This is a genomic window from Pseudoalteromonas sp. C2R02, assembly GCF_018860845.1.
Classification (GTDB): domain Bacteria; phylum Pseudomonadota; class Gammaproteobacteria; order Enterobacterales; family Alteromonadaceae; genus Pseudoalteromonas.
This window is the reverse complement of the sequence record NZ_JAHKQC010000039.1, coordinates 108,982-131,299: the sequence shown is the minus strand read 5'-3', so window position 1 is coordinate 131,299 and position 22,318 is coordinate 108,982. Positions and strand designations below refer to the sequence as shown.

The window sequence follows — 22,318 nt, the reverse complement described above, 5'->3', positions numbered from 1 at the left end:
ACGGAAAGTTTCATAAAGCCTAATTTAACGCCATACTAAGCATAAATCTCACCATTTAAATAAACTACTTTTCATATTCAATTGAATTTACAAACCACTCTTTATCGCCTTCAGGTGTTTTCACTATAAAGTCATCATCTACTTGCTTTTTTAATAGTGCTCTTGCCATCGGAGAATCTATAGAAATTAAAGGTTCTTTTTCATCGCCATATATTTCATCTGGCCCAACTATTTTAAATGATTTCACTTCACCAGCCTCATTTTCAATTTCAACTGTTGCACCAAAAAATACTTTACCTTCTTGCACAGGCGAATATTCTATTACCTTTAAGTCTGGCAATCGTTTTCTTAAATATCTTACACGCCTATCAATTTGGCGTAATACACGTTTATTAAAGGTGTAATCTGCGTTTTCAGATCGATCACCTAAACTCGCAGCCCAAGAAACTATTTTAGTTATTTCTGGGCGTTTAACTGTCCACAAGTAAGTTTCTTCTTCTTGAAGCTTTCTATAGCCTTCTGGGGTAACTAAATTTGTTTTCAAAAGTTTAAATCTTCAATTAAAAATGGAATGCTTTGGCATCATAAGCAATTACAATTAGCTTTCAAATACACAAACATTAATTATTTATGCAAATAGGCTTTAAAATTGGACTTTTGCAACACTTACAGAGACAATCTTATTCATTCTATGGTCTATCACTCTAGGTTTAAATTTAGCATCCATAATTGTTCTGGCTAAATTTAAAAAACCAACTTTTTTCCAGACCTTTTCATCTAATATAAGTTTATAGGTTCAAAATGAGTAAAATCGCATCTCTATTGGCACAAGAACTCAATGCTAAAGAAAACCAAATTGTTGCAGCCACACAATTATTAGATGAAGGTGCAACAGTACCTTTCATAGCACGCTACAGGAAAGAAGCAACAGGCGGATTAGACGATACCCAACTGCGTTTATTAGAGCAGCGCCTTGGTTACTTAAGAACCCTAGAAGAAAGACGCGAATTCATATTAAAAACCATTAAAGAGCAAGACAAATTAACTGCGCAGTTAGAACAAGATATCAAAGCAACTAACAGCAAAACTGAGTTAGAAGATTTATACCTACCATTTAAAGCTAAACGCCGTACTAAAGGCCAAATCGCAATCGAAGCTGGTTTAGAGCCGTTAGCAGATAGCTTATTTTCGCAGCCGTCATTAACGCCTGAAAACGAAGCGCAAAAATATTTAAATCCAGAGCATAAAATTTCTGAAACTAAAGATGCCCTAGATGGCGCTAAGTTTATTTTAATAGAGCGTTTTGCAGAAGACGCTAAGTTACTTGCTAAGTTACGCCGCCAAATAAACCAATACGGTGTTATTGAAAGCAAATTAATAAAAGGTAAAGAAAACGAAGGCGCTAAATATCAAGATTACTTTGAACACACAGAAAACCTTAAAAAAGTGCCATCTCATCGTGCACTTGCTATGTTGCGTGCCCGTAGTGCTGGCGTAGTTCAAGTAAAAATAATTCCAGATCCAAGTTCAGAACGACCTGAAGGCATTTGCATTAACATCATTGCAAAACACTTTGATATCGATTTAAAAAACAACCCAGCAAGTGAATGGTTATTAAGCGTTGTGCAAACATGTTGGAAAGCAAAACTATCTCTTCACTTAGAAAACGAATTTTTAGGTGCCATGCGCGATAAAGCAGAAAATGGCGCGATAGACGTATTTGCGAAAAACCTAAAAGACTTATTAATGGCAGCACCTGCTGGCCCACGTGTTACTTTAGGTTTAGATCCAGGTTTACGTACTGGTGTTAAAGCAGCGTTTGTTGATGCAACAGGTAAAATGCTAGGCCACTGTACAATATTCCCACATGCACCACAAAATCATTGGGATAAATCATTACGTACTTTAAGCCAACTTTGTCGTCAACATAAAGTAGAGTTAATCGCCATAGGTAACGGTACGGCATCGCGCGAAACCGACAAACTAGCAGCTGAATTAATTAAAGCTGAAAGCGATTTAAAAATGAATAAAATTGTGGTCAGCGAAGCGGGCGCATCGGTTTATTCAGCATCTGAGTTAGCTGCAAATGAATTTCCTGATTTAGACGTGTCAATTCGTGGCGCAGTGTCTATTGCACGTCGCTTACAAGACCCACTAGCTGAGCTTGTAAAAATTGAACCGAAAGCAATTGGTGTTGGCCAATACCAACACGATGTGTCACAAAGCTTATTATCAACTAGCCTAGATGGTGTAGTAGAAGATTGTGTAAATGGCGTTGGCGTAGATATCAACATGGCTTCAGCGCCATTATTAGCCCGCGTTTCTGGTTTAAATAAAACACTTTCACAAAATATCGTTAAATACCGTGACGAAAACGGCGTATTCACTAACCGTAGCCAACTTAAAAAAGTAGCACGCTTAGGGCCAAAAGCCTTTGAACAATGTGCTGGTTTTTTACGTATAAGCAATGGTACCGACCCACTTGATAGCTCATCAGTTCACCCTGAAGCTTACCCTGTGGTAAAACGCATTTTAATGAAGACCAACACCGAAGTATCACAATTAATTGGTAACAGCGAAAGCCTAAAAGCACTTAATGCCGATGACTTCACAGATGAAAAGTTTGGTTTACCTACAGTAACAGACATCATTGAAGAATTAGATAAACCAGGCCGTGATCCACGCCCACAATTTAAAACAGCCACATTTAAAGAAGGTGTTGAAACAGTAGCTGATTTAAAACCAGGCATGATTTTAGAAGGCGTAGTATCAAACGTTGCTAACTTTGGTGCATTTGTAGATGTAGGCGTACACCAAGACGGTTTAGTGCATATTTCATCTATCACTAATAAGTTTATTTCAGATCCGCGTGAAATCGTAAAAGCCGGTGATATTGTAAAAGTAAAAGTGGTAGAAGTAGATGTAGCACGTAAACGTATAAGCTTCACCATGCGTTTAGATGACGATATTAACCAAGCACCTAAATCTAAGCAAAACCATAAACCACAGGCAAATAAATCTCAAACAAACGATGCTCAAAGAAAGCCACAGCATCAAGCTAAACCTAAAACAGCTAAGCCTAGAAAAGAGTCTAGCAATGCCGCTATGGGTAATGCCTTTGCGGATGCGTTTGCTAAATTAAAGAAGTAAATTGAAATAAGGACTTAAAACCATAACTTGGTTTTAAGTCCACTAATTCTCCTAATATAAAACTAACTATAGTTTCTATTTTTAGAACAAAGTACATCTAACTGATATTATCAAATTATTGGTTTAATTAAACTTTCACGACTTTGATTAGATTTTCCCAATAATATTTAAACTGTACTCATTCTTTTTTCGTTACATTTTTCCTTAAAATCCAATTTAATTCATTGATTGGAATGACTTCTGTTTCGACATTAGTTAATTCACCTTGAATATTAAAACCCGAAATAATATGTGGGGTACAGTTAGGAGGAATTTGATAATATTGAATAAACGATGAAAAATTATCTTCTGTTACTTTTAATTCATCTTTTAATACTAATAATAAATGACTGTAAATCTTTTTAACTATTTCAGAATAATTAAATACCATGGAAATTAAATTATTATTTTCAGGTAAGCTCTTTATATCTGAACGCACATTCTTCCAATTAAAGTTACTATTAAGTAGCTTTTCTTTAGACAGGTTAACTATCAATTTTGTAGATGGATTCGAACTAGCTAATCCATCTAAATTATATTTAAGTGAAGTTACAGGTAAGCCGTAATGAATAGAGTAATTTCTAAGTTCATACATTAAACGATAGTCTAAATTTTCTTTATGTAAATCTCTTCTAAACTTATTCCATACAACTGATTTTTCTGAATCTTTACCATATTTAGACTTTAACTTTTTTTCTACAAAAAGTAAGAATGCATTTGCTGAAGCTAGAATATTTGAGCACTTTTGCTGAACTCCTGACATTGTTGTAAATAATGCTGTTGGATTTAATGTCTTATCAAATAATTTATATTCCGGATTCGATATAAGATTAATGTATTCATTTAAGTCACTAATATTTCTTTCAAAAGATTCAAATGAATATGTTATAGGTTGAAGGAAGAAAATTGGCTCATAACAAAATTTTAAAGCTTTTAGATCAGTTAAAGATAATTCTTCAGTTGTTATTTTTGTAATAACAGATCCTTTTTCATCAGTAACTTGAAACATTATTCTTTTATTCAACTTCTAACCTTTTAAGCGTATGAGGGTCTGAGTATTAATGATACTTAATTAAAATTTAAATTAACATGAAATTAGCTTTTAGACATTTAATCATTCTAATATCAAGCCTTATTAGAAGTAGTAAGCTCCATAATTGATTTTCGAATTTCATGCCAAAATATGTTTTATCGAAACCCGCTCTACACTACCGTTGAAACATCCCGGATTGGCATTATGAATATGTATATATGTTATTTCTGGATTTTCAAAAAAGCTTTGAATGCCTTTAATTAAGTTTTCTTCACCTTTAAAAATAGCAGCATCACACATGATATTTTACTGTTATACGCTCTCAGTGATAATAATCTTTGTTTTAAAATATCAGGTATTTGATTTAGTTTTATATCTGCAGTTTTGGCATATTCACGTACAAATATCGGACCTGATGCGCGATATGGCGAATCTACATCGTGATGAGTAAATGGTAGCGCTAATACTCTCTCCCCTATTTCTGCTTCAGCCAAAGAGACGCGGCATGGATATCCAGGATTGCTATCAACCGTTATCCATTTTGCATTATGCTTAGTTAATTCCTCTTGATTTAACTGCATAAAATCAGCAAAGCTATGGTGAATAAGTGACTTAATAATAAATTGTGTTTGCATAACTGATACCTCAATTCTTTTATAATCTCAGTATCAGCTTACGCTTGCTAATTAATAATACTCGCCACTTTCGGCAGTGATATTTTCCAACTATCGCTCTATCTCACCTAATATCACCTAATATCACCTAAAACCAGTCTACTAATGAATCTACATATGCTTGAGGTAATATATGACTGCCTTTTAAAACAATATGCTTTTTGTCGCTGGCTGTTATAGCACTGAATAAAGACTGATTTTCATCTTCAGTGGCATACTCATCATTATCAGCAGTCACTAGCCACACTTTTTGGTTATTTAATAAAGAAACAACATTTTTAGGTGCAACTGAGGCTGTAGTATCTTCAATATGTGGTGGCACAATTGCTAAAACATTGCTGATGCGTTTGTCTACACCTGCTAATAAAAGGCTCAATTGTGCGCCCATACTATAACCCGCAACATGAGTGTTATTTATGTCTAATTGTTTTTGCTGTGCAATCCAGTCGATTAATACACGGTGATCAAGCACTGTATGGTTAATCATCTCAACATAATCTTTTTTATTGCCTAAAAAACTCACATTTAACATGATTGAGCGAAGAGATTTATCTGCTACTTTACGCGAACCGTGATTTCTCGCATCCATTGCAATCACAACATACCCTTTATTCAATGCTTGTTGCGTTATCTTATTAACTTGAGTAACAGTAGGACGCCCTTTTATCGAGTCAGTCCACCAGCGCGGATAACTGCGCCCTTTAGCATGTAAGCCGATTAATACTGGGTATTTGTCTTTCACTTCTGACGGGTAATTAATTTGCCCTTTAACTTTTGAACCATCAAAAGTGGTATAGCTAAATTCAAATAATCTTTCGCTTACCTCGTTGAGCTGAAAATTCATATCTTCAACAGCAGTGTAATTGTAACTATCAACTACTTGCTCAGTAGTGAGGTTTTCTGTTTCTAAAGTAAAAAACATATAATAAATAGCGCCTAAAAAGAACAACGCACCCGTAATTACCTTTAATACTTTAGCTGAAAATAAGTTTTTGATTGTCATGTTAGTTTCCTTTCTTTGGATAACACAACTTTAAATAAGTAAATGTGAAATTGGCGTGAAATAATAAAAAATATGTACCTATTTAACGCGAAAGTTAAAAAACATAAAGTCTGCGACCATTATTTATACACCATAAGCATTACCTCTTATCCCACCAAAATTGCAAGCTAAGTTAATAATTGTAATACTGATTTATAAATAACCTATAATCGGTAATCTAAATGAAAACGAGCTTATATGTGTTCATTAATCTTATATGCGTTTTAATATTAAGTGCTTGTGGTGGTAGTTCAGATAAGTCAGTAAGTACCAACGTCACAGGCGTACAAGATACAATAACAAGCACCATAGATACTTATCTTAATGCTAATTCCGCACCTAATGAACCTGGCCTCAGTATCATTATTAAAAAAGACGATGTGGTTGTGTATCAAAGCAACAGAGGTCTCGCAAATAAACAGACCAATACTGGTATTAATAGTGATACCGGCTTTCGTTTAGCATCTGTCAGTAAACCTTTTACTGCTTTAGCAATTATGCAGTTATATGAGCAAGGCTTAATCTCTATGGAAGATAAACTGCTTGATTACATTCCTGAGCTTTCAAGTAATTGGCAAGCAATCACTGTAGAACACTTATTAACGCATCGTTCTGGTATTCCTGATTTTTTAAATGATATATGGAGTGACAAGCGTAATAGCGGCCTAACTAACCAAGGTTTAATTCAATTTTTTGCAAAGACACCTGAACTAGAATTCCCCCCAGGCAGTAAAGGTGATTACAGTAATACTGGCTATGTATTATTGGCAGAAATTGTAGCCCGAGTAAGTGGCTTATCTTTTTCAGAATATATGCAGCAAAACATTTTTACACCAATAGGTATGCATAACAGTTATATCACCGATGAAACAACGCCTTTAAAGATGGGTGATGCACTTAATTTTGCTGATAAAGATACCTATCATGGTTTCAAAATGTATACCTATGGCTCTATGGCACAAGTTAGCTCAGCTAACGATTTAAGTAAATTTACCCTTGCCCTTAAAAACCATCAAATTGTGAACCAACAAACGCTAGCGTTAATGATAGAGCCGCACGCGAATCTCGTTAATGTAGGTGATTATGGCTATGGCTTTGCCATTCGAGATGGTTTTGACCACAGTGGCTTATGGGATAGTTTTAATACACTTTTAAGGTTTTACCCTGAACAAGAAATAGAGCTAATTTACCTATCTAATGGCGGTGAAGTCACCGATCTGCATATGAGCAATATACAAAAGCTCGTCAGAGATTTTTATAAACTATAAAGTATGCTTCAATGCCATTCCTCCCAGGGCATTGAAGTTTAATTTTGACCTTTTACATAAAAACTTAAAACAAATTGAGACTCGTATAAATTCATGTTATTTTGTTCCCAATTAAGGAATGTCGTTTTAAAGGAATAAAATGAGTCAAGTTCAGTTATTAAAAAGTAATTCTCAAAATCCACAACACTATACTTTACAGTTCAATCAGTTTTTGGCAAAAAAACCGAGCTGTAAGTTTAACAACTCACTATCACATTCTGATTTTATTGAAGCAGTCAAAGACAGAATCAAACAGCCACATTTGATTAATCAAGAGCACGTATACCTATGTGGACCTAATGCATTTTTCTATTGCATTGCTTCAAAGTATCCCAATTATTACGCTAAATATATGCTTGATTTGTGGACTTTAGGGCAAGCTTACTTAGGCAAGTTACATGTAAAACCCTCTCAAGCGTGTTTAAATACCAAAATGAACTCAAGAAAAATCGCCCCTGTAGACTGGATTTCGTTAGCGAGTTTATGCGACTCATCAAACTCCTTTTTTAATTTCGATGATTTAGATGATGCTATAGGTGGTATTACTTTTCCTGGAGATATGGCTGACTGGTTTAGAAAAACACTATTTAACTCTGTTGAAAACAATACCAGTATTAGTCACAGAGCTAGTTTTGATAATTTAAAAAAAGCACAGCGCCTCTATGGCGCCAACAAGTCGGTGTGCTTTTTAATCAGTGCTAAAATGATGACTCTACCAATCAAGCTGAATGCTGTACCAAATCATTGGGTAGTATTAACCAGTAATATTTTAGTCGATGGTAAATCAATAAATCACATTCAATCATCCGATTTAGACTCTTATTTAGATAAAAAGATTAGTTTACATGCTGCAACTTGGGGTAGAGAAAATGGAAAAGTACCGTTACATATATTCAATCGTAAAGAACACCTAACTTTGGGTGATTTTATGACTTATTACTATGGTTTTGTGGCGGCTTCATAATGAAAATACTTTACTGTTTATTACTTTCTATTAGCATAATATTTGTCAGTACAAATACTTCTGCATTTGAATTAGCCTTAAAACATGAGCTGTTAATTAAGCATGAAACTTACGCTCCAACAGTAATTTATACACCGAACGGTGAGTTTTTATTACTTAATGTTGGCGACAAACAAGCTTGTTTAATCTCCGTACAAGGTGATATAAAAGATTTACAATTTCAAGGATATGTTAACAGTGATCGACTAATATCTGGACAAGATTCTATTTATTTTTTTGCAGGCAATACACTAACCACACTATCAAATCAGGGAGAGATATCTCTGCTAGAGCAAGTTAAGTTTCCAACCTCCTATGGTTTGCACGTTAACCCATCCGAACAATATATATTATCTGGCAGTTATGAAATATCTAATTTACTTCAACTCACTAAACCAACATTGTGGTTAGATATAGAAGCATTTGGTCCAAGCTTAGAATTCGAAATAGGTGATGAAATCCTCACTTTTCGTCGTGATGTAGCGTCTTGGTTTTTTGATACCTCAATGTTAAAAGCCTGGTCATTAGCCAATGCTAATCTGATAAATAAAACTGAAGTCAATGGCGATATTACTTCACATAAAATACTGAATGAAGAAAAGTCTATTATTACCTATACCGTTGGTAATACATTGAGATTTTGGGATTACAAAAACAATAAAATTTTAAAACAAAAAATAGAATATAACGATTCTATTTACCTTGAAAAATTCTATGATCAGACTTGGCTTTTTTCAGAGGGAAAAATGTACAACATCAGCTGGCAAGATAATAAAGCACATGCTGTATTAGTTAATGATAAAGGTGTGAAACTTACCAGTAAAGCTAACTTTTCTGCTGATGGAAAATATGCCCTATTAGATGAATCTCCTAATGCAGAAAAAAAACTCGTGTTATATGAAATCAAGGAAAATAAGTTCACAAAGCTATTTGATATAAATGAGCCAACAACTAGTTATAGTCTTAATCCAACAAAGCGAGAACTGGCCATTTATAACGATAAAAAGCTTAAAATATATAGCTTTTAATAATAATCATGGATGATTGGTAAATATGAAATTAATACAAATGCGAAAAAAAATATGCCTGCCAATGTTGGCTGCTGCAATGTTTATAGCGATGCTACCCTTGATAGGCTTACTCACAGGCACAGCGTTTAGTACAGGCTTATACGGTGCGAATTACCAAGAAGCACACATAGACGATGATCCCAGACGATACTGGTTTATGATTAGACTTGAGTTTTTAATTGCTGCATTTATATTATTTAGGGCTAAATTTACCTTTCCGTTATTTCATGCAACTTATGTAGCAATCTTAAACTTCAGAGAAAATAATAAATTCATTGCAAACTTTATATTTTATTTAATTGTGCCAGTAATCGTAGTTGCATTTTGTATTTTTTTAATCGCATATTTTGAATTATAAAAATAGAGTACGCCTTAGCCTGACTCTGAATCATACCAAATACCATATTTATCACCTTGCCATCTTAACCAATGATATAGGTATGCAATTGAAAGCATAATTAAACCACCAGCTAAGGCTGCTTCATTTATTAAGCCTAAACAACAAAAAATAAAACCACTAATATGACCAGTGACTTCTATTCTCACAGCAGACCTTCGACTTGGCTTTACTTGTAAAAAGTTAAATACAAACCAGCACTTTAAAATAAAAGGTAAGGCTTCCCAGTTATCTGATTTTTTATCCATTTTAAATTTCTCCTGATTCAAAGTTGTTATATCAACATCAAGTGCAGCAGCAAGACATTTCTGCGATTCTAAACTCGCATTTGAACCACTTTCAATGCGTTGAATTGTTCTCACATTTAACCCAGACATTTGAGCGAGCTGCTCTTGTGATAGGTGTTTGCTTAAACGTAGTTCTTTTAGAATCATTAATTTTTGCCTCTGTACTTAAGAATCAAAAGTATTGCTTAATTTATTTACTGTCGGTTATGAGTATTACCTGACTTTCGCCCGACATTAACCCGACACCATATAAATAAAGGCTTAGGGCAAGTTAAGTTTAATTTACTTAATGATTTTATAGAGCGCAATAAAGAACTAAGCCAGTACTTAATTATTTATATAAGAATACAAATAACTAAGTACTGACTTATTTTGAGGGGATTAAGGGTTAATAAGTTATGTGTCTTATAAAGATAAACCTAATTCATTTAATACTTGATCTAAATGTTCCATGGCTTCTTCTGTAGGTCCTGGGTAATCTCCTGCGATAGGCCTATTACCTAAATAACCAATATCTTTAGTGCCTTCTGGGCTACAGAAAAATGCAGCTAAAACCAATTGGCGTAATCGAGCGAATGCATTGACTGCATGAATAAACTCATCACCTAATTTTGCTTTTTTGAAGGCAATATCATCAATTATTATAAGTTGCTGTACTGCACTGATATCAACAAATAAACGATTAAAACGTCTTGCTGATTCATCATCAAGCCAAGCCAGTAAATTTAATATTTCAACTCTATCTGCTTGTTGTCTTTCATAAGGGGCACTTACCCATTCATCTATTACATCTGGCACTTTCACTTGTGTTGCTGATGGAATATCACCTTCTCGTGGCACAATGATATCTGATATAACAGCCACTAAAGTTAATTGCTCAGACGTGAGTGTTTTTGGCCAATAAAGTGTTTTTGGTGCAAGTAATATAGGATCTTTACCATATCCCTTTGCAGTAATAGGCGGTAGCTTAAGCTGTGGCCAATTTCCTTTGTTTGCAGTCGCAATTGTTGTTTTACACCCTGAAATAGCGGGTACTGCAGCACCAAGAGATAAAGCGCCCATCCACTTTAAGGCATCTCTACGTGTTAAGCCGCTTTGATATGGCTTTTCACTAGAATAGTTTGCTTTTATTATCCCCATTTTATAAAACTCCATTCACTAATTGCTTAGATAACCAAGTCGAATTACGCATAGCTAAAGTCATTATGGTTAAAGTACAGTTTTTATGTGGATTAGAAGCAAATACGCCGCCATCCATAACAAATACATTATCGCAATCCCATGTTTGTCCCCATTGATTGGTTACAGACTCTTTTGGATTAGCACCCATACGCGTACTACCTACTTCATGAATAATTTGGCCGCCTTTAAGAATGGCATCTTCAGCTTTTGGTAATGGCTTAGTAAAACTTGCGCCCATAGTTTCGAGTATTTTCTTGGCAGTTTTTAGGCCATGATCAACTTGTTTAAGCTCATGTTCAGACCACTTCCAATGAAACTTAACCACTGGAATGCCCCATTTATCTTTAACTTCTTCGTCAATTTCCATGTAAGAGCCTGCATTTGGCAGCATTTCACCACGTAATGCTAATCCAACATAAGTACCATAGGCTTGCTTGGCAATCTCCTTTAGTGGTTTACCATAACCGTCTAAATCTCCGCCTACCCAAGACCCTGGTGCACGAAAGCCTGACCCTATTTCAAAATGATAACCACGAGGAAAATCTAATTCTTTATTTTCCTGCTTTTTATGACCCCACCAAGGAATAAACAAATGATTAGCGGTATGTCCATCTTCATTATATTTAGGTCTGCCTTCAAGTGCTGGAATATGGGCACCAAAGCTCACTCCTGTTGAATCCATGATGTTTTTACCAACATGGCCACTCGAATTCGCTAATCCCTGAGGATGAGACTCACTTTTAGAGTTTAATAATATACGAGCTGATTCACATGCACTAGCCGCTAAAATAATCACTTTAGCGTCTAGCTTATGGGTTTGTTTCGTTTTTTTATCTATGTAAGTAATGGCGTTTACTTTGCCTTTATCATCTACATTAACCGCTTTCACCATAGCATCAGTAATTATCGTTAAACGACCTGACGCTTTTGCCATAGGCAGTAAAGAGGTGGTTGTTTGAAATGCTGCACCAATAGAACAACCTCTAATACAAGAAGTCGCATAAAAACACGCTTGGCGATCATCTTTAGGTCGTGTTAATACAGCTCTATGCATAGGTGCTGTTGGTATGCCTAATTTTTTAGCTGCAGCTGAAACCAGTAATTCAGGAATACGAGGTTTTGGTGGTGGCTGTAATACGCCTTCGGGAGAATCTGGCATATCATCTAAACCCGTATTGGTACCACAAATGCCAACTAGTTCTTCGGTTTTATCATACCAAGGTGAAATATCGTCATATTCAAATGGCCAATCTGCGCCTAAACCATCACGGGTAAAGCCCTTAAAGTCGTGTTTGCTAAAACGTAATGAATAACGACCCCAATGATTTGTGCGACCACCTAACATACGCGCACGCCACCATAAGAACTCGCTATCAGGCCCTGTTGTATAAGGCTCATCAGGCACAGTCCAACCACCATCTACGGTGGCATCATAAAAACCAAAGTCTTTATCTACGTTACCAGAACCCATTAATGGTGCATCACCATTGGTATTAAACATAGGCGTTTCAGTTTTAGGATCGTAATCACGACCTGCTTCTAACATTAATACTTTATGGCCTAACTTAGTAAGCGTGTAAGCTGCCATGGCGCCACCAGCACCAGAGCCAACAACTATCACGTCGTAGTTTAATTCACTCATTAGTTAAGCTCCCTGATTTTGATATTTTTGAACCACACAGGGTCGCTATGATCTTGTAAACCTATATGGCCTTTTTGTGCTTTTGCAAAACCTTGCCATGTTTTAAATTTACTCTTAGCAACTAAGTCATTCCATTGCTTGCCACCAACTAGAATATCAACAGTTTTAATGCCATTTTGTTTAACCGTTAATACATCATTATTAATACGAATATATACACTATTCCACTGTCCAGCTTCTTTATGAGCTGCTTTTGGCGAAGCGGCAATATCATAAATAGAGCCAGATAAGTGCGAATCAATTTTGTTATCTGAATGCCTTTCATTATCTAAAATTTGTACTTCAACCGCATGAGAATAAATATGTTTACCAAGTTCATCAGCCAGTATAAAAATACCACTGTTACCTGCTAGTGCTATTTTCCAATCGAGTTTTAATTCAAAGTTTTTATATTGTTTTTGGGTCATCAAGTCGCCACCACCGCCAGCAGATAAATGCATAGCATCTTGCGCTATCACCCATTTTGAATTAACACCTGGTTTTTTAAAGTTACGCCATTGAGACATATCTTTACCATTAAAAAGCAATTGCCACCCCTGCGCCTGCTCTTTAGTTGAAAGCTGATTATCAGCTGCGGTACTTACCATTGCTAACGTAGATAATAAAAATCCACTAACAAGCTTTAACCAAGCTGTTGGGATCCATCTACTGTGTATTGTTTTCATTGTTACCCCTGTTTTTATATCTGTAATTCGTTTATTAAGAGACTTTTTCGCACATAGGTTTTGCTTGTTGTTTTCGCATATAAAGCGCCAGCCCTGTAAAAGCAAAAATAAGTACCAATGGAAAAATGCTTAAGTTTTGTAAAGTGGCCTGCCCTGCAGCCAATTCGATTAATTCAGGTTCAGTGCTCACAGCTTTCGCTTGTTGTCTTGCTTCGTCTATCCAGTTGCCAATAATTGGATTCCAAATACTCACTGCAAACATACCTGCACCGCCCATAATCGACATACCTAAAGCACCCGTTTGCGGAATATTCTCTGCTACAAATCCAATCATAGTTGGCCAAAAGTAAGTCACGCCTAATGCAAATATTAAGGCACTTAAATAAACCATGCTGCCAGTTGCCGTACTCATTAAATAAATGCCTAAGGTTGTAACTATCGCAGAGTAAAGCAACACACCATAAGCGTTTAACCTATGCACGATAGGGCCAGCAAAGTAACGCCCAACAGCCATAACACCTGTGATCATCGCCATAATCAACATAGGTGAAGCGCCCGACGCCCCTAAAATTCGCTCTATCCATTGCTGCGTGCCTAGCTCACTTGTTGCTGTTAAAGTCATGCAAAATGCCATAAATAAAAATATCGGGGAAAATAAGCCTTTAATATTTTCAACAGTAGATGTTTGAATAGCTTCGGTTTCAGGGAATTTCTGACTTAAAATCAGATAACCATAAATCACAGTTGGCACTAACATAACAGCAATTTGAGACTGCCAGCCAAAACTCATATCTGTCATGACTTTAGAAATAAGCGCACCTATCACTATGCCACCCGGAAACCACACATGAAAACGGTTTAACATGGTCGTTTTTTGATTAGGATACATATCTGCAATCAGTGGATTACATGCAGCCTCAACTGCACCGTTAGCAAACCCAATGCAAAAGCTAGAGATAAGCAATAACCAAAACCCATCAGCTGATATAGTGAGTGTTAAGCCAACAAGGTGCCCAATAAAAGCAATAATAACTAACTTTTTAGCGCCAAACGTATTGTAAAGTAAACCTCCCAGCATAGTTGCTACAGGAAAACCCAAAAATGCCATCGCGTTAATCCAACCAAGTTGTGTATCACTTAAAGCAAAATCTTGGCTAAGCTGACCTAAAATGCCTGCTCGAATAGCAAATGTCATGGCAGTTACTGTGAGTGCTAAGCAACTTGCTATGTATAAACGGTTTTTATTATTTTTATCTAACATAAGTTTATCCTAGAGGCCTAAAATACGGCGATTTAAAGACTCATCAATGTCACTTGCTGCAAAGTCATCAAATGCATATTCGGGTGTTTTTATTAAATGCTGCGCAATGAAAGGTGCACCTTCTTTTGCACCATCAGTTGAATCTTTTAAACAGCACTCCCACTCAAGCACAGCCCAACCGTTATAACCATATTGGGTTAATTTGCTAAAGATTTGTTTGAAATCTATTTGGCCATCTCCAAGAGATCTAAACCGCCCGGGACGTTCTTGCCAATCTTGATATCCACCATAAACACCACTGCGCCCATTAGGTCTAAACTCAGCATCTTTTACATGAAAGGCTTTAATATGCTCATGATAAATATCGATAAAACTAAGGTAATCCAGCTGTTGTAGTACAAAGTGGCTCGGATCATAAAGGATTTTGGCTCTGCTATGGTTATCTGTTGCAGCTAAAAAGCGTTCAAACGTCACACCATCATGTAAATCCTCACCTGGGTGTAACTCATAACACAAATCAACACCTGCATCTTCAAACTTATTAAGTATAGGTAGCCATCTTTTAGCTAATTCATTAAAGCCGTCTTCAACTAAGCCCGCAGGACGTTGTGGCCATGGATAAGCTGTATGCCATAACAAGGCACCTGAAAAACTAGCATGAGCATTTAAACCTAAAGTTTGGCTCACTTTTGCAGCCATAGAAACTTGGTCAATTGCCCACTGTGTTCTGGCTTTACTATTATTTTTAACTTCATCAGGTGCAAAGGCATCAAACTGTTGATCATAAGCCGGATTCACTGCAACCAACTGGCCTTGCAAGTGTGTAGATAACTCACTAATACTCATACCTGCATCAGTCACTATGCCCTTTATCTCGTCACAATAAGTGTCACTTTTATAAGCAAGTTCTAAATCAAATAAACGTTTATCCCATGTTGGAATTTGAACTGCTTTATAACCTAAATCTGCCGACCATTGGCAAATGTTTTTTAAGCTATTAAATGGCGCATCGTCTTGACAAAACTGCGCTAAAAATATACCTGGCCCTTTAATTTGCGACATATTAGTGGCTCTCCAAAATCAAGTTTTGCTCTATTTTAAATGCTTGCCATTTTTCATTTGACTGACTTGCAGTCACTACATTTTCTATAAATGCCATACCACGAATCGCTTCATCTATTCCTGGTACATCAAATAGCTGATTATCACAAACAAGGTTGGCTTTTTTAGCTCTGATCTGTTTCACAAAATTAGAATAAATATTACCAAATGCTTCAAGGTAACCTTCGGGATGACCAGCCGGAGTACGCAACGCTTGCTGTGCTGCATCACACATTTGACCAACGCCTGCACGGATCATTTGAGTAGGTTCATTACTAGATTTAAGCCAAAGTGTATTAGGTTCTAACTGAGACCATTCAATGCTTTTTTTGTCGCCATATACTCTTAATCTCAGGTTGTTTTCATCACCTAAAGCGATTTGACTAGCTAATAACACACCTTTGGCACCATTTGAAAACTTAAGTAATACAGTGCCATCATCATCTAATGTGCGGCCATTAACCGTTGAAGTTAAGTCTGCACACAGTTCAGTTACTGTTATCCCAGATACATATTCAAGTAAATTGGCCGCATGCACGCCAATATCTCCCATGCAACAGCTGATCCCTGACTTGGTCTTATCTAAACGCCAGCTTGCTTGTTTACTTGCTTCATCTTCTTTTGATGCTAACCAGCCCTGACTGTACTCAACCACAACTTTAGTGATATTTCCTAAGTCACCTTGTGCTACTAAGTGGCGGGCTTGTTTAATTAATGGATATCCGGTGTAGGTGTGAGTTAATCCATAAAGCGCATCATTGTTCTCAATAATCGTTTTTAATTCTAGCGCTTCATTTAAGCTGATGGTGGCCGGTTTATCAGACATAACATGAAAGCCCAGCTCTATCGCCATTTTGGCAATCGGAAAGTGCAAATGGTTAGGTGTCACTATTACCACAAATTCCATACGCTCTTGGGCAGGTAATTGCGCTTCACTTAGCAACATTTCTTGATATGTGGCATAACAACGTTGCTCAGGTAAATACAATGATTTACCTGATTCAATGCTACGTTGATGGTCAGAGCTAAATGCACCACACACTAATTCAATATCACCATCTAAAAATGCAGCAATACGATGAACTGCGCCAATAAATGCACCTTGACCACCGCCAACCATACCCATTCTAATTTTTTTCATCATAAATAAAATAATTTTGATTCATTGAAAATCTAGTCCCTACTATAGAAGTTAACTACAAAAATGTGTTATTACTAAATCGGTTTTCAATGCAACAAAATCGGCGTTTGATTATTTATTAACAAACCCTATTTAGACAGAGGTTGGTCATGAGTATTAAAAAAGATAACAAGTTTCTTCACCAAGTTGCCATAGAGCAAGTTATCAATATGTTTGATTTATTACCTGGAGTATTGTTTTGGATTAAAGATGAAAATCATCACTTCATTCATGCTAATCAAGCCTTTATAGAGCACCAAGAAGTAAAAAGGTTGTCTCAGATTGTAGGTAAAAGTGACTTTGATTTCTCACCCGCCCATGTAGCTAAGCAATTTATGCGCGATGATGACAAAATCATTTCAGGGCAAAGCGTGACCGATAGATTAGAAGTAAATATGACACAAACAGGCGATACAGCTTGGTATGTCACGTCAAAAAGGCCACTATTGAGTAAAACAGGTGACATCATAGGCTCGTATGGCATTACACGACATTTGCAAAAACAAGCCATGGCGCTATCTGGCTTTGAAGCGATAAAAGCACCTGTTGATTATATTCGAGCACATTATCACAACCAGTTTTCTATTGAGCAGCTTGCCAATGTTGCGCATTTATCAATTAGTGCATTAGAAAGGCGCTTTAAAAAGTATTTAAGTAAAACGCCAAAACAGTTCATAAATGAAGTTCGTCTTGAAAACGCACGCCGCTTGTTAATAGAAAGCAATATAAACATTTCACAGGTAGGTGATAAAGTCGGCTTTACCGATCACAGTTATTTTAGTAAACAGTTTCGGCTGTTATTTGGCGAGTTACCCTCGGAATTTAGAAAAAACCACCACAAGCCAATATAAAACACTTTCACAAAAACATATGTATTTGAGCTAACCTTTAACGAATAGAGTCAGGCAAAACACAAGACCTGACTTGGATTATATTGTACAATCGTCGCCCTAATTATTTATTAAACTACGCTGCAGTCGCCCTATGAAAAGAACTTTTACCAAGCATTGGAATGATTACGAACTTATTGATGCTGGCAACCAGAAAAAGCTAGAACGCTGGGGTGACATTATCACCATTCGTCCTGATATGAATGCTTATTTTAAAGCAGTATTAAGTGAAAAAGAATGGTTAGATAGCGCACACTTTGAGTTTGTAGAAAGTTCAAAAAGCGCTGGAACTTGGAAGGCCTTAAAAGCAGATGCACCTACTAAGTGGGCGATTCAATTTAAGCAGTTAACACTTAATATAGAGCTGACTAAGTTCAAGCACGTAGGTATATTCCCAGAGCAAAGAGTTAACTGGGATTTCATCGCAGATAACTTAAATGATGGCGATCGTTTCTTAAACTTATTTGCTTATACTGGTGCAGCCTCAATTGCTGCCCGTTCTAAAGGCGCTGATGTTTTTCACTGTGATTCTGTAAAACAAGTGATCTCTTGGGGCAATGAGAATATGCAGTCATCAGGTTTATCTGATATTCATTGGATACATGAAGATGCACTTAAATTTGCACAACGTGAAATAAAGCGCGGTAAAAAGTACAACGGTATTGTAATGGATCCACCAGCGTTTGGCATAGGCGCTAAAAAAGAGCGTTGGAAAATAGAAAATAAATTCCCTGAACTATTAGCTGCTGCTTTAGAGCTAAAAGAACCAGGCGGCTTTATTGTAATCAATACTTACTCACCTAGATTAGACGAAGAAAAAATTCGTAAAGCCACTAAAGCGCTTGTTGCCAATGAACAAGTAGAAGTAACCACCTTAAGCATGAAAACCACAACAGGTAAGATTTTAGAATATGGTTTAAGAACCATCATTACGGGTTAGTTTGCTTTTTATCTATAAAAGTAAAAAAGCGCTTACAGTAATTTTGAGCGCTTTTTTACTATAAAATAAACTAGGTTATAGTTTTCGCTTCAGTCTTTTTTCAACTTGCTTTCTTTCCCAATCTGCACCAAACAAACTAAACACTTCAAATACACTTAATCCGTGTGAGATCACACCTATGCCCCAACCTAGCGCAGCCCACCAAGCCCAAATATACTCTGGACTTATAAAGTAGTTTAAAATGAATAAACCACCTACAACTAAAACATAATTAATTAAATGGGAATAAAATCCTTTTATGTCTCTTACATGCTCTAGGACTTTCTTTTCTTCTTCAGTCATTTTTGATTCAGTATTACTTTCAGTATTTATATTCGTATTCATTTCCATCTCCTGCTGTAATTGAGTTAATTGGATTTCAAAAACAGCAGCTAAAGATTTTAATGATTCGAGACCCGCTTTTTGGCCTCTTTCGATTCGCTGAATGGTTCTAATATTTAACCCACTCAATTGTGCTAATTGCTCTTGAGACCATGCACGTTGCAGCCTGAGTTTTCGAACGATCATTTATATATCCTTTTCTGTTGTTCGAAATGAATTATCAAACAAAGTTAACTAATATTGGTACGACTTTTATCTGACATTAATATGACAACACTTAAAAATCAATACGTTACATTAAAACCTGACATACATAAAAATAATGCGATACTAGTTTATTTAATGTTGGATACTAAAAAAGGTTTATTTATTTCACTACCCAAGGTTGTGAAAACCAATAAAAATGTCCTTTTTTACTGATTGATGGTGCAGTACAGTTATACCGAGAGCGCCCTTTACCTAATGGTTTTTCAGGACTTATCTCAACACTTTTAACATTATCAGGTAAACCTGATTCAGCAGCTTTGTTATCCAACCATTTGATAGTCGCTTTGCCTTGACCCGATACATAACAGGCAAATTGTGATTTATAAAAATCTTCGACGGCTAACTGCATAATTAAACTTGGCTGGTTTTTAACTGTAACTGATTCACTATTTGTCAGCCCTGTAATACTAAAAGGTAAAGATTTTAATTTGGTTTTTAATGTTTTTAAATTTGCGTAAATACCCGAAGCCGGAAAACGCGGTAAACGACTAAAGTCACTATGAATACCCACAGCACCTGAGTGCTGGCCTATTCCTATGAAATCAATATCTTTAATGATATTTTGTAGTTCATGATTAAACTCACCATAAGGGTAAGCTAAATATTGATAATTATGACCCGTTTCTTGTTTAATGCGCTCTTCGGACTGTATTAAGTCCTTTTTAATACGGTCTTGCCATTGTATTAATGTTTCATTTTCAAGCTTTTGATGCAGGTATAAATGCTCAGCACTGTGATTTGCGATTGTGGCGCCTTTTTTGGTCAATTCGCGAATTTGCTGCCATGTCATTACATAAGATTTCTTTTCATCTATCATTTTTGGGTTTACAAAGATGGTGTATGGAAAATTAAACTTTTCAAGAATTGGCGCAGCGGTGGTATAGTTGTTTTTGTAACCATCATCAAAAGTAATTGCAACCGTATTATCAGCTAAGGTTTCACCCTTTTTTAGCTGAGATAACAAATCTGGTAAGGAAATCACATTAAAGTTGTTTTGCTTTAGGTGTGTCATATGCGCTTCAAAATCAGCAGGACTAATTGACGTCACTGCAGGCATAGTCTCGCTGACATGATGATATTGTAAAATCACACTCGCCATAGCGTTATTTGATAAAAAACATAGCTGTAGTAATAAGGTTAGTCTTAATACATGTTTAAATTTGTGCAACATTTTCATAAAAACCTATTCAGTAAAAGTAATTTGACCCATCATAAAAGCTTACTGCTTTTAGCTTGGCCTATGATTTTATCAAATATTACGGTGCCTTTGTTAGGTTTAGTTGATACAGCTGTGATTGGGCATTTAGATAATTCGTTTTATCTAGCCGGTGTCGCCATTGGCTCTATGGTGATCAGCTTAATATTTTGGTTGTCTGGCTTTTTACGCATGAGTACCACCGGATTAGCAGCGCATGCCTTTGGCGCCCAAGATAAACTTGAGCAAATGGCAGTACTCAAAAAAGGCCTAATATTATCTTTTGGCTTTTCTATTTTTTTATTATGTTTACAGCCACTCATAACCTATATTTTACAAAATCATATCACCGCGTCTAATGAAGCCTTAGAACAAGCACAAATCTACTTTTCAATCCGTATATTGAGCGCTCCTGCAGCGCTGGCTAACTTAGTATTATTAGGTTGGATGTTAGGCATGCAATACGCCAAAGGGCCATTTTATTTACTCTTGGTAGCAAATATCACAAACATTGTTTTAGATGTGATTTTAGTTGTTTGGCTCGACTTTGCTGTAGCCGGTGCTGCTTGGGCATCTGTTGCTTCTGATTATATATCGCTTATTTTTGGCTTAATGATAGTGACCAAACTACTTAACAAGCATGGTTTATCTTGGTCTAAAACATTTATTCAGCCCCTAACACATATACAAGAAACCCTGAGTTTAAATCGCGATATATTTATTCGTTCATTGTTTTTACAAATCTGTTTTGCCTTTATCACGTATTACGGTGGTCGTTTAGGTGACAATGTTTTAGCCGCCAATGCCATTTTGTTAAACTTTTTATTACTGGTAAGTTTTGCATTAGATGGCGTAGCTTATGCGGTAGAGGCCAAAGTTGGCGAAGCCAAAGGCCAACAAAACCTTAAACAATTAAAGCTATGGGTTAATATCAGTTTATTTTGGGGTGTATTATTTAGCATTTTATATAGTTTAGGGTTTGCTGTATTTGGTGATGAACTTATCGCTTTATTAACTGATATCCCAGAAGTCATAGCCACAGCACAAAACTATGTCATCTGGTCTGTATTACTACCTATGATAGCTGTCTTTTGTTTTATATTTGATGGTGTATTTATCGGGTTAACACGGGCTAAAGATATGCGAAATGCCATGATAGTTTCGAGTATATTTGGCTTTTTTGGGGTATTTTTACTATTAGAATCGTGGGGTAATCATGCTTTATGGGCAGCAATGAGCAGCTTTATGTTATTGAGAGGGTTAACCTTAATCAAAAGGTATCACGATTTAAAACGTACTGGGCAACTCATTTAAAAAAGGTCTTTATTGAGTTTTTCACGATCTTTTAATATTTGTGAAAAGCGATTAGCAAATATGCCTAAATAGCCATACATGGCAAAATATAAAGCGATAGGTAATAAAACTAAACCTGGAAGTTGTAATAAAGCAAGGTGCAAATAACCAAATATAATTAGCCCTGCACTGATGGCAAATAACACTATGCCAATAAAAAATCGCCTTAAACTCAACTTAGGGGTTGAGCCGAGGCGAT

General features: G+C 36.1%; 21 protein-coding genes and 1 pseudogene. 8 read left to right on the top strand and 14 right to left on the bottom strand.

Annotated elements, in window-relative coordinates; genetic code table 11:
* Nucleotides 1-64 precede the first annotated feature (64 nt).
* Nucleotides 65-544 carry a transcription elongation factor GreB gene (gene greB, locus KO527_RS17935; protein WP_216041647.1) on the bottom strand — a complete coding sequence of 160 codons (480 nt, stop codon included), beginning with the start codon at nt 542-544 and terminating at the stop codon, nt 65-67.
* Nucleotides 545-801: 257 nt separating this feature from the next.
* On the opposite strand from greB, the gene KO527_RS17930 reads away from it, so the two are divergent.
* Nucleotides 802-3,150, top strand: a complete 2,349-nt coding sequence (locus tag KO527_RS17930; RefSeq protein WP_216041646.1) for a Tex family protein — start codon at nt 802-804, stop codon at nt 3,148-3,150.
* 178 nt (nt 3,151-3,328) lie between these two features.
* Here the strand turns inward: KO527_RS17930 and KO527_RS17925 are convergent, their stop codons facing one another.
* The 3 genes and pseudogenes from KO527_RS17925 to KO527_RS17915 all read right to left on the bottom strand — a co-directional run bounded on the left by KO527_RS17925 (nt 3,329) and on the right by KO527_RS17915 (nt 5,899).
* Entirely contained in the window at nt 3,329-4,213 is an 885-nt protein-coding gene (locus KO527_RS17925) for a hypothetical protein (protein ID WP_216041645.1), read from the bottom strand.
* Between the two features lie 147 nt (nt 4,214-4,360).
* Nucleotides 4,361-4,803 (bottom strand): annotated as a pseudogene (locus KO527_RS17920) (DUF1203 domain-containing protein).
* A gap of 181 nt (nt 4,804-4,984) precedes the next feature.
* A complete protein-coding gene (locus tag KO527_RS17915; protein WP_216041644.1) occupies nt 4,985-5,899 on the bottom strand; it encodes an alpha/beta fold hydrolase in 915 nt (304 codons plus the stop codon).
* Nucleotides 5,900-6,120: 221 nt separating this feature from the next.
* Between KO527_RS17915 and KO527_RS17910 the strand changes: the two genes are divergently transcribed.
* From KO527_RS17910 to KO527_RS17895, 4 genes are all read left to right on the top strand, one after another.
* Nucleotides 6,121-7,206: a serine hydrolase domain-containing protein gene (locus KO527_RS17910; protein WP_216041643.1), complete on the top strand. Its 1,086-nt coding sequence runs from the start codon at nt 6,121-6,123 to the stop codon at nt 7,204-7,206.
* 139 nt (nt 7,207-7,345) lie between these two features.
* Complete coding sequence (locus KO527_RS17905) at nt 7,346-8,209, top strand: hypothetical protein (RefSeq protein ID WP_216041642.1); 864 nt, start codon at nt 7,346-7,348, stop codon at nt 8,207-8,209.
* Nucleotides 8,209-9,276: a hypothetical protein gene (locus KO527_RS17900; protein ID WP_216041641.1), complete on the top strand. Its 1,068-nt coding sequence runs from the start codon at nt 8,209-8,211 to the stop codon at nt 9,274-9,276. The genes KO527_RS17905 and KO527_RS17900 overlap by 1 nt, the downstream gene beginning before the upstream one ends.
* A gap of 25 nt (nt 9,277-9,301) precedes the next feature.
* Nucleotides 9,302-9,676, top strand: coding sequence for a hypothetical protein (locus KO527_RS17895; protein WP_216041640.1), 375 nt, complete (start codon nt 9,302-9,304; stop codon nt 9,674-9,676).
* A 14-nt stretch (nt 9,677-9,690) separates the two neighbouring features.
* Here KO527_RS17895 and KO527_RS17890 read toward each other — a convergent pair whose 3' ends face one another.
* The 7 genes from KO527_RS17890 to KO527_RS17860 all read right to left on the bottom strand — a co-directional run bounded on the left by KO527_RS17890 (nt 9,691) and on the right by KO527_RS17860 (nt 17,057).
* Entirely contained in the window at nt 9,691-10,149 is a 459-nt protein-coding gene (locus KO527_RS17890; protein WP_216041639.1) for a helix-turn-helix transcriptional regulator, read from the bottom strand.
* Nucleotides 10,150-10,407: 258 nt separating this feature from the next.
* Nucleotides 10,408-11,142 carry a gluconate 2-dehydrogenase subunit 3 family protein gene (locus tag KO527_RS17885; RefSeq protein WP_216041638.1) on the bottom strand — a complete coding sequence of 245 codons (735 nt, stop codon included), beginning with the start codon at nt 11,140-11,142 and terminating at the stop codon, nt 10,408-10,410.
* 1 nt (nt 11,143) lies between these two features.
* Nucleotides 11,144-12,826, bottom strand: a complete 1,683-nt coding sequence (locus KO527_RS17880; RefSeq protein WP_216041637.1) for a GMC family oxidoreductase — start codon at nt 12,824-12,826, stop codon at nt 11,144-11,146.
* Nucleotides 12,826-13,551, bottom strand: a complete 726-nt coding sequence (locus tag KO527_RS17875; protein ID WP_216041636.1) for a DUF1080 domain-containing protein — start codon at nt 13,549-13,551, stop codon at nt 12,826-12,828. The genes KO527_RS17880 and KO527_RS17875 overlap by 1 nt, the downstream gene beginning before the upstream one ends.
* Before the next feature lie 34 nt (nt 13,552-13,585).
* Nucleotides 13,586-14,812, bottom strand: a complete 1,227-nt coding sequence (locus KO527_RS17870) for an MFS transporter (protein ID WP_216041635.1) — start codon at nt 14,810-14,812, stop codon at nt 13,586-13,588.
* 9 nt (nt 14,813-14,821) lie between these two features.
* Entirely contained in the window at nt 14,822-15,874 is a 1,053-nt protein-coding gene (locus KO527_RS17865) for a sugar phosphate isomerase/epimerase (RefSeq protein ID WP_216041634.1), read from the bottom strand.
* A 1-nt stretch (nt 15,875) separates the two neighbouring features.
* On the bottom strand, nt 15,876-17,057 hold the full coding sequence (locus tag KO527_RS17860) for a Gfo/Idh/MocA family oxidoreductase (protein WP_252733856.1): 1,182 nt from the start codon (nt 17,055-17,057) through the stop codon (nt 15,876-15,878).
* 146 nt (nt 17,058-17,203) lie between these two features.
* Between KO527_RS17860 and KO527_RS17855 the strand changes: the two genes are divergently transcribed.
* The gene (locus KO527_RS17855; RefSeq protein WP_216041633.1) at nt 17,204-17,944 is read left to right on the top strand and encodes an AraC family transcriptional regulator; all 741 of its coding nucleotides are present in this window, start codon (nt 17,204-17,206) and stop codon (nt 17,942-17,944) included.
* A gap of 133 nt (nt 17,945-18,077) precedes the next feature.
* The gene (locus KO527_RS17850; protein WP_216041632.1) at nt 18,078-18,923 is read left to right on the top strand and encodes a class I SAM-dependent methyltransferase; all 846 of its coding nucleotides are present in this window, start codon (nt 18,078-18,080) and stop codon (nt 18,921-18,923) included.
* Nucleotides 18,924-18,998: 75 nt separating this feature from the next.
* On the opposite strand, the gene KO527_RS17845 is transcribed toward KO527_RS17850, so the two are convergent.
* Together KO527_RS17845 and KO527_RS17840 are read right to left on the bottom strand one after the other, a co-directional pair.
* Nucleotides 18,999-19,490, bottom strand: coding sequence for a 2TM domain-containing protein (locus KO527_RS17845; RefSeq protein ID WP_042150261.1), 492 nt, complete (start codon nt 19,488-19,490; stop codon nt 18,999-19,001).
* A 181-nt stretch (nt 19,491-19,671) separates the two neighbouring features.
* Nucleotides 19,672-20,742, bottom strand: coding sequence for a polysaccharide deacetylase family protein (locus KO527_RS17840; RefSeq protein ID WP_216041631.1), 1,071 nt, complete (start codon nt 20,740-20,742; stop codon nt 19,672-19,674).
* Between KO527_RS17840 and dinF the strand changes: the two genes are divergently transcribed.
* On the top strand, nt 20,722-22,080 hold the full coding sequence (dinF, locus tag KO527_RS17835; protein WP_216041630.1) for an MATE family efflux transporter DinF: 1,359 nt from the start codon (nt 20,722-20,724) through the stop codon (nt 22,078-22,080). The two genes, KO527_RS17840 and dinF, sit on opposite strands and share 21 nt — an antisense overlap.
* On the opposite strand, the gene KO527_RS17830 is transcribed toward dinF, so the two are convergent.
* Entirely contained in the window at nt 22,077-22,295 is a 219-nt protein-coding gene (locus tag KO527_RS17830) for a hypothetical protein (RefSeq protein WP_252733855.1), read from the bottom strand. The genes dinF and KO527_RS17830 overlap by 4 nt on opposite strands.
* Nucleotides 22,296-22,318 lie beyond the last annotated feature (23 nt).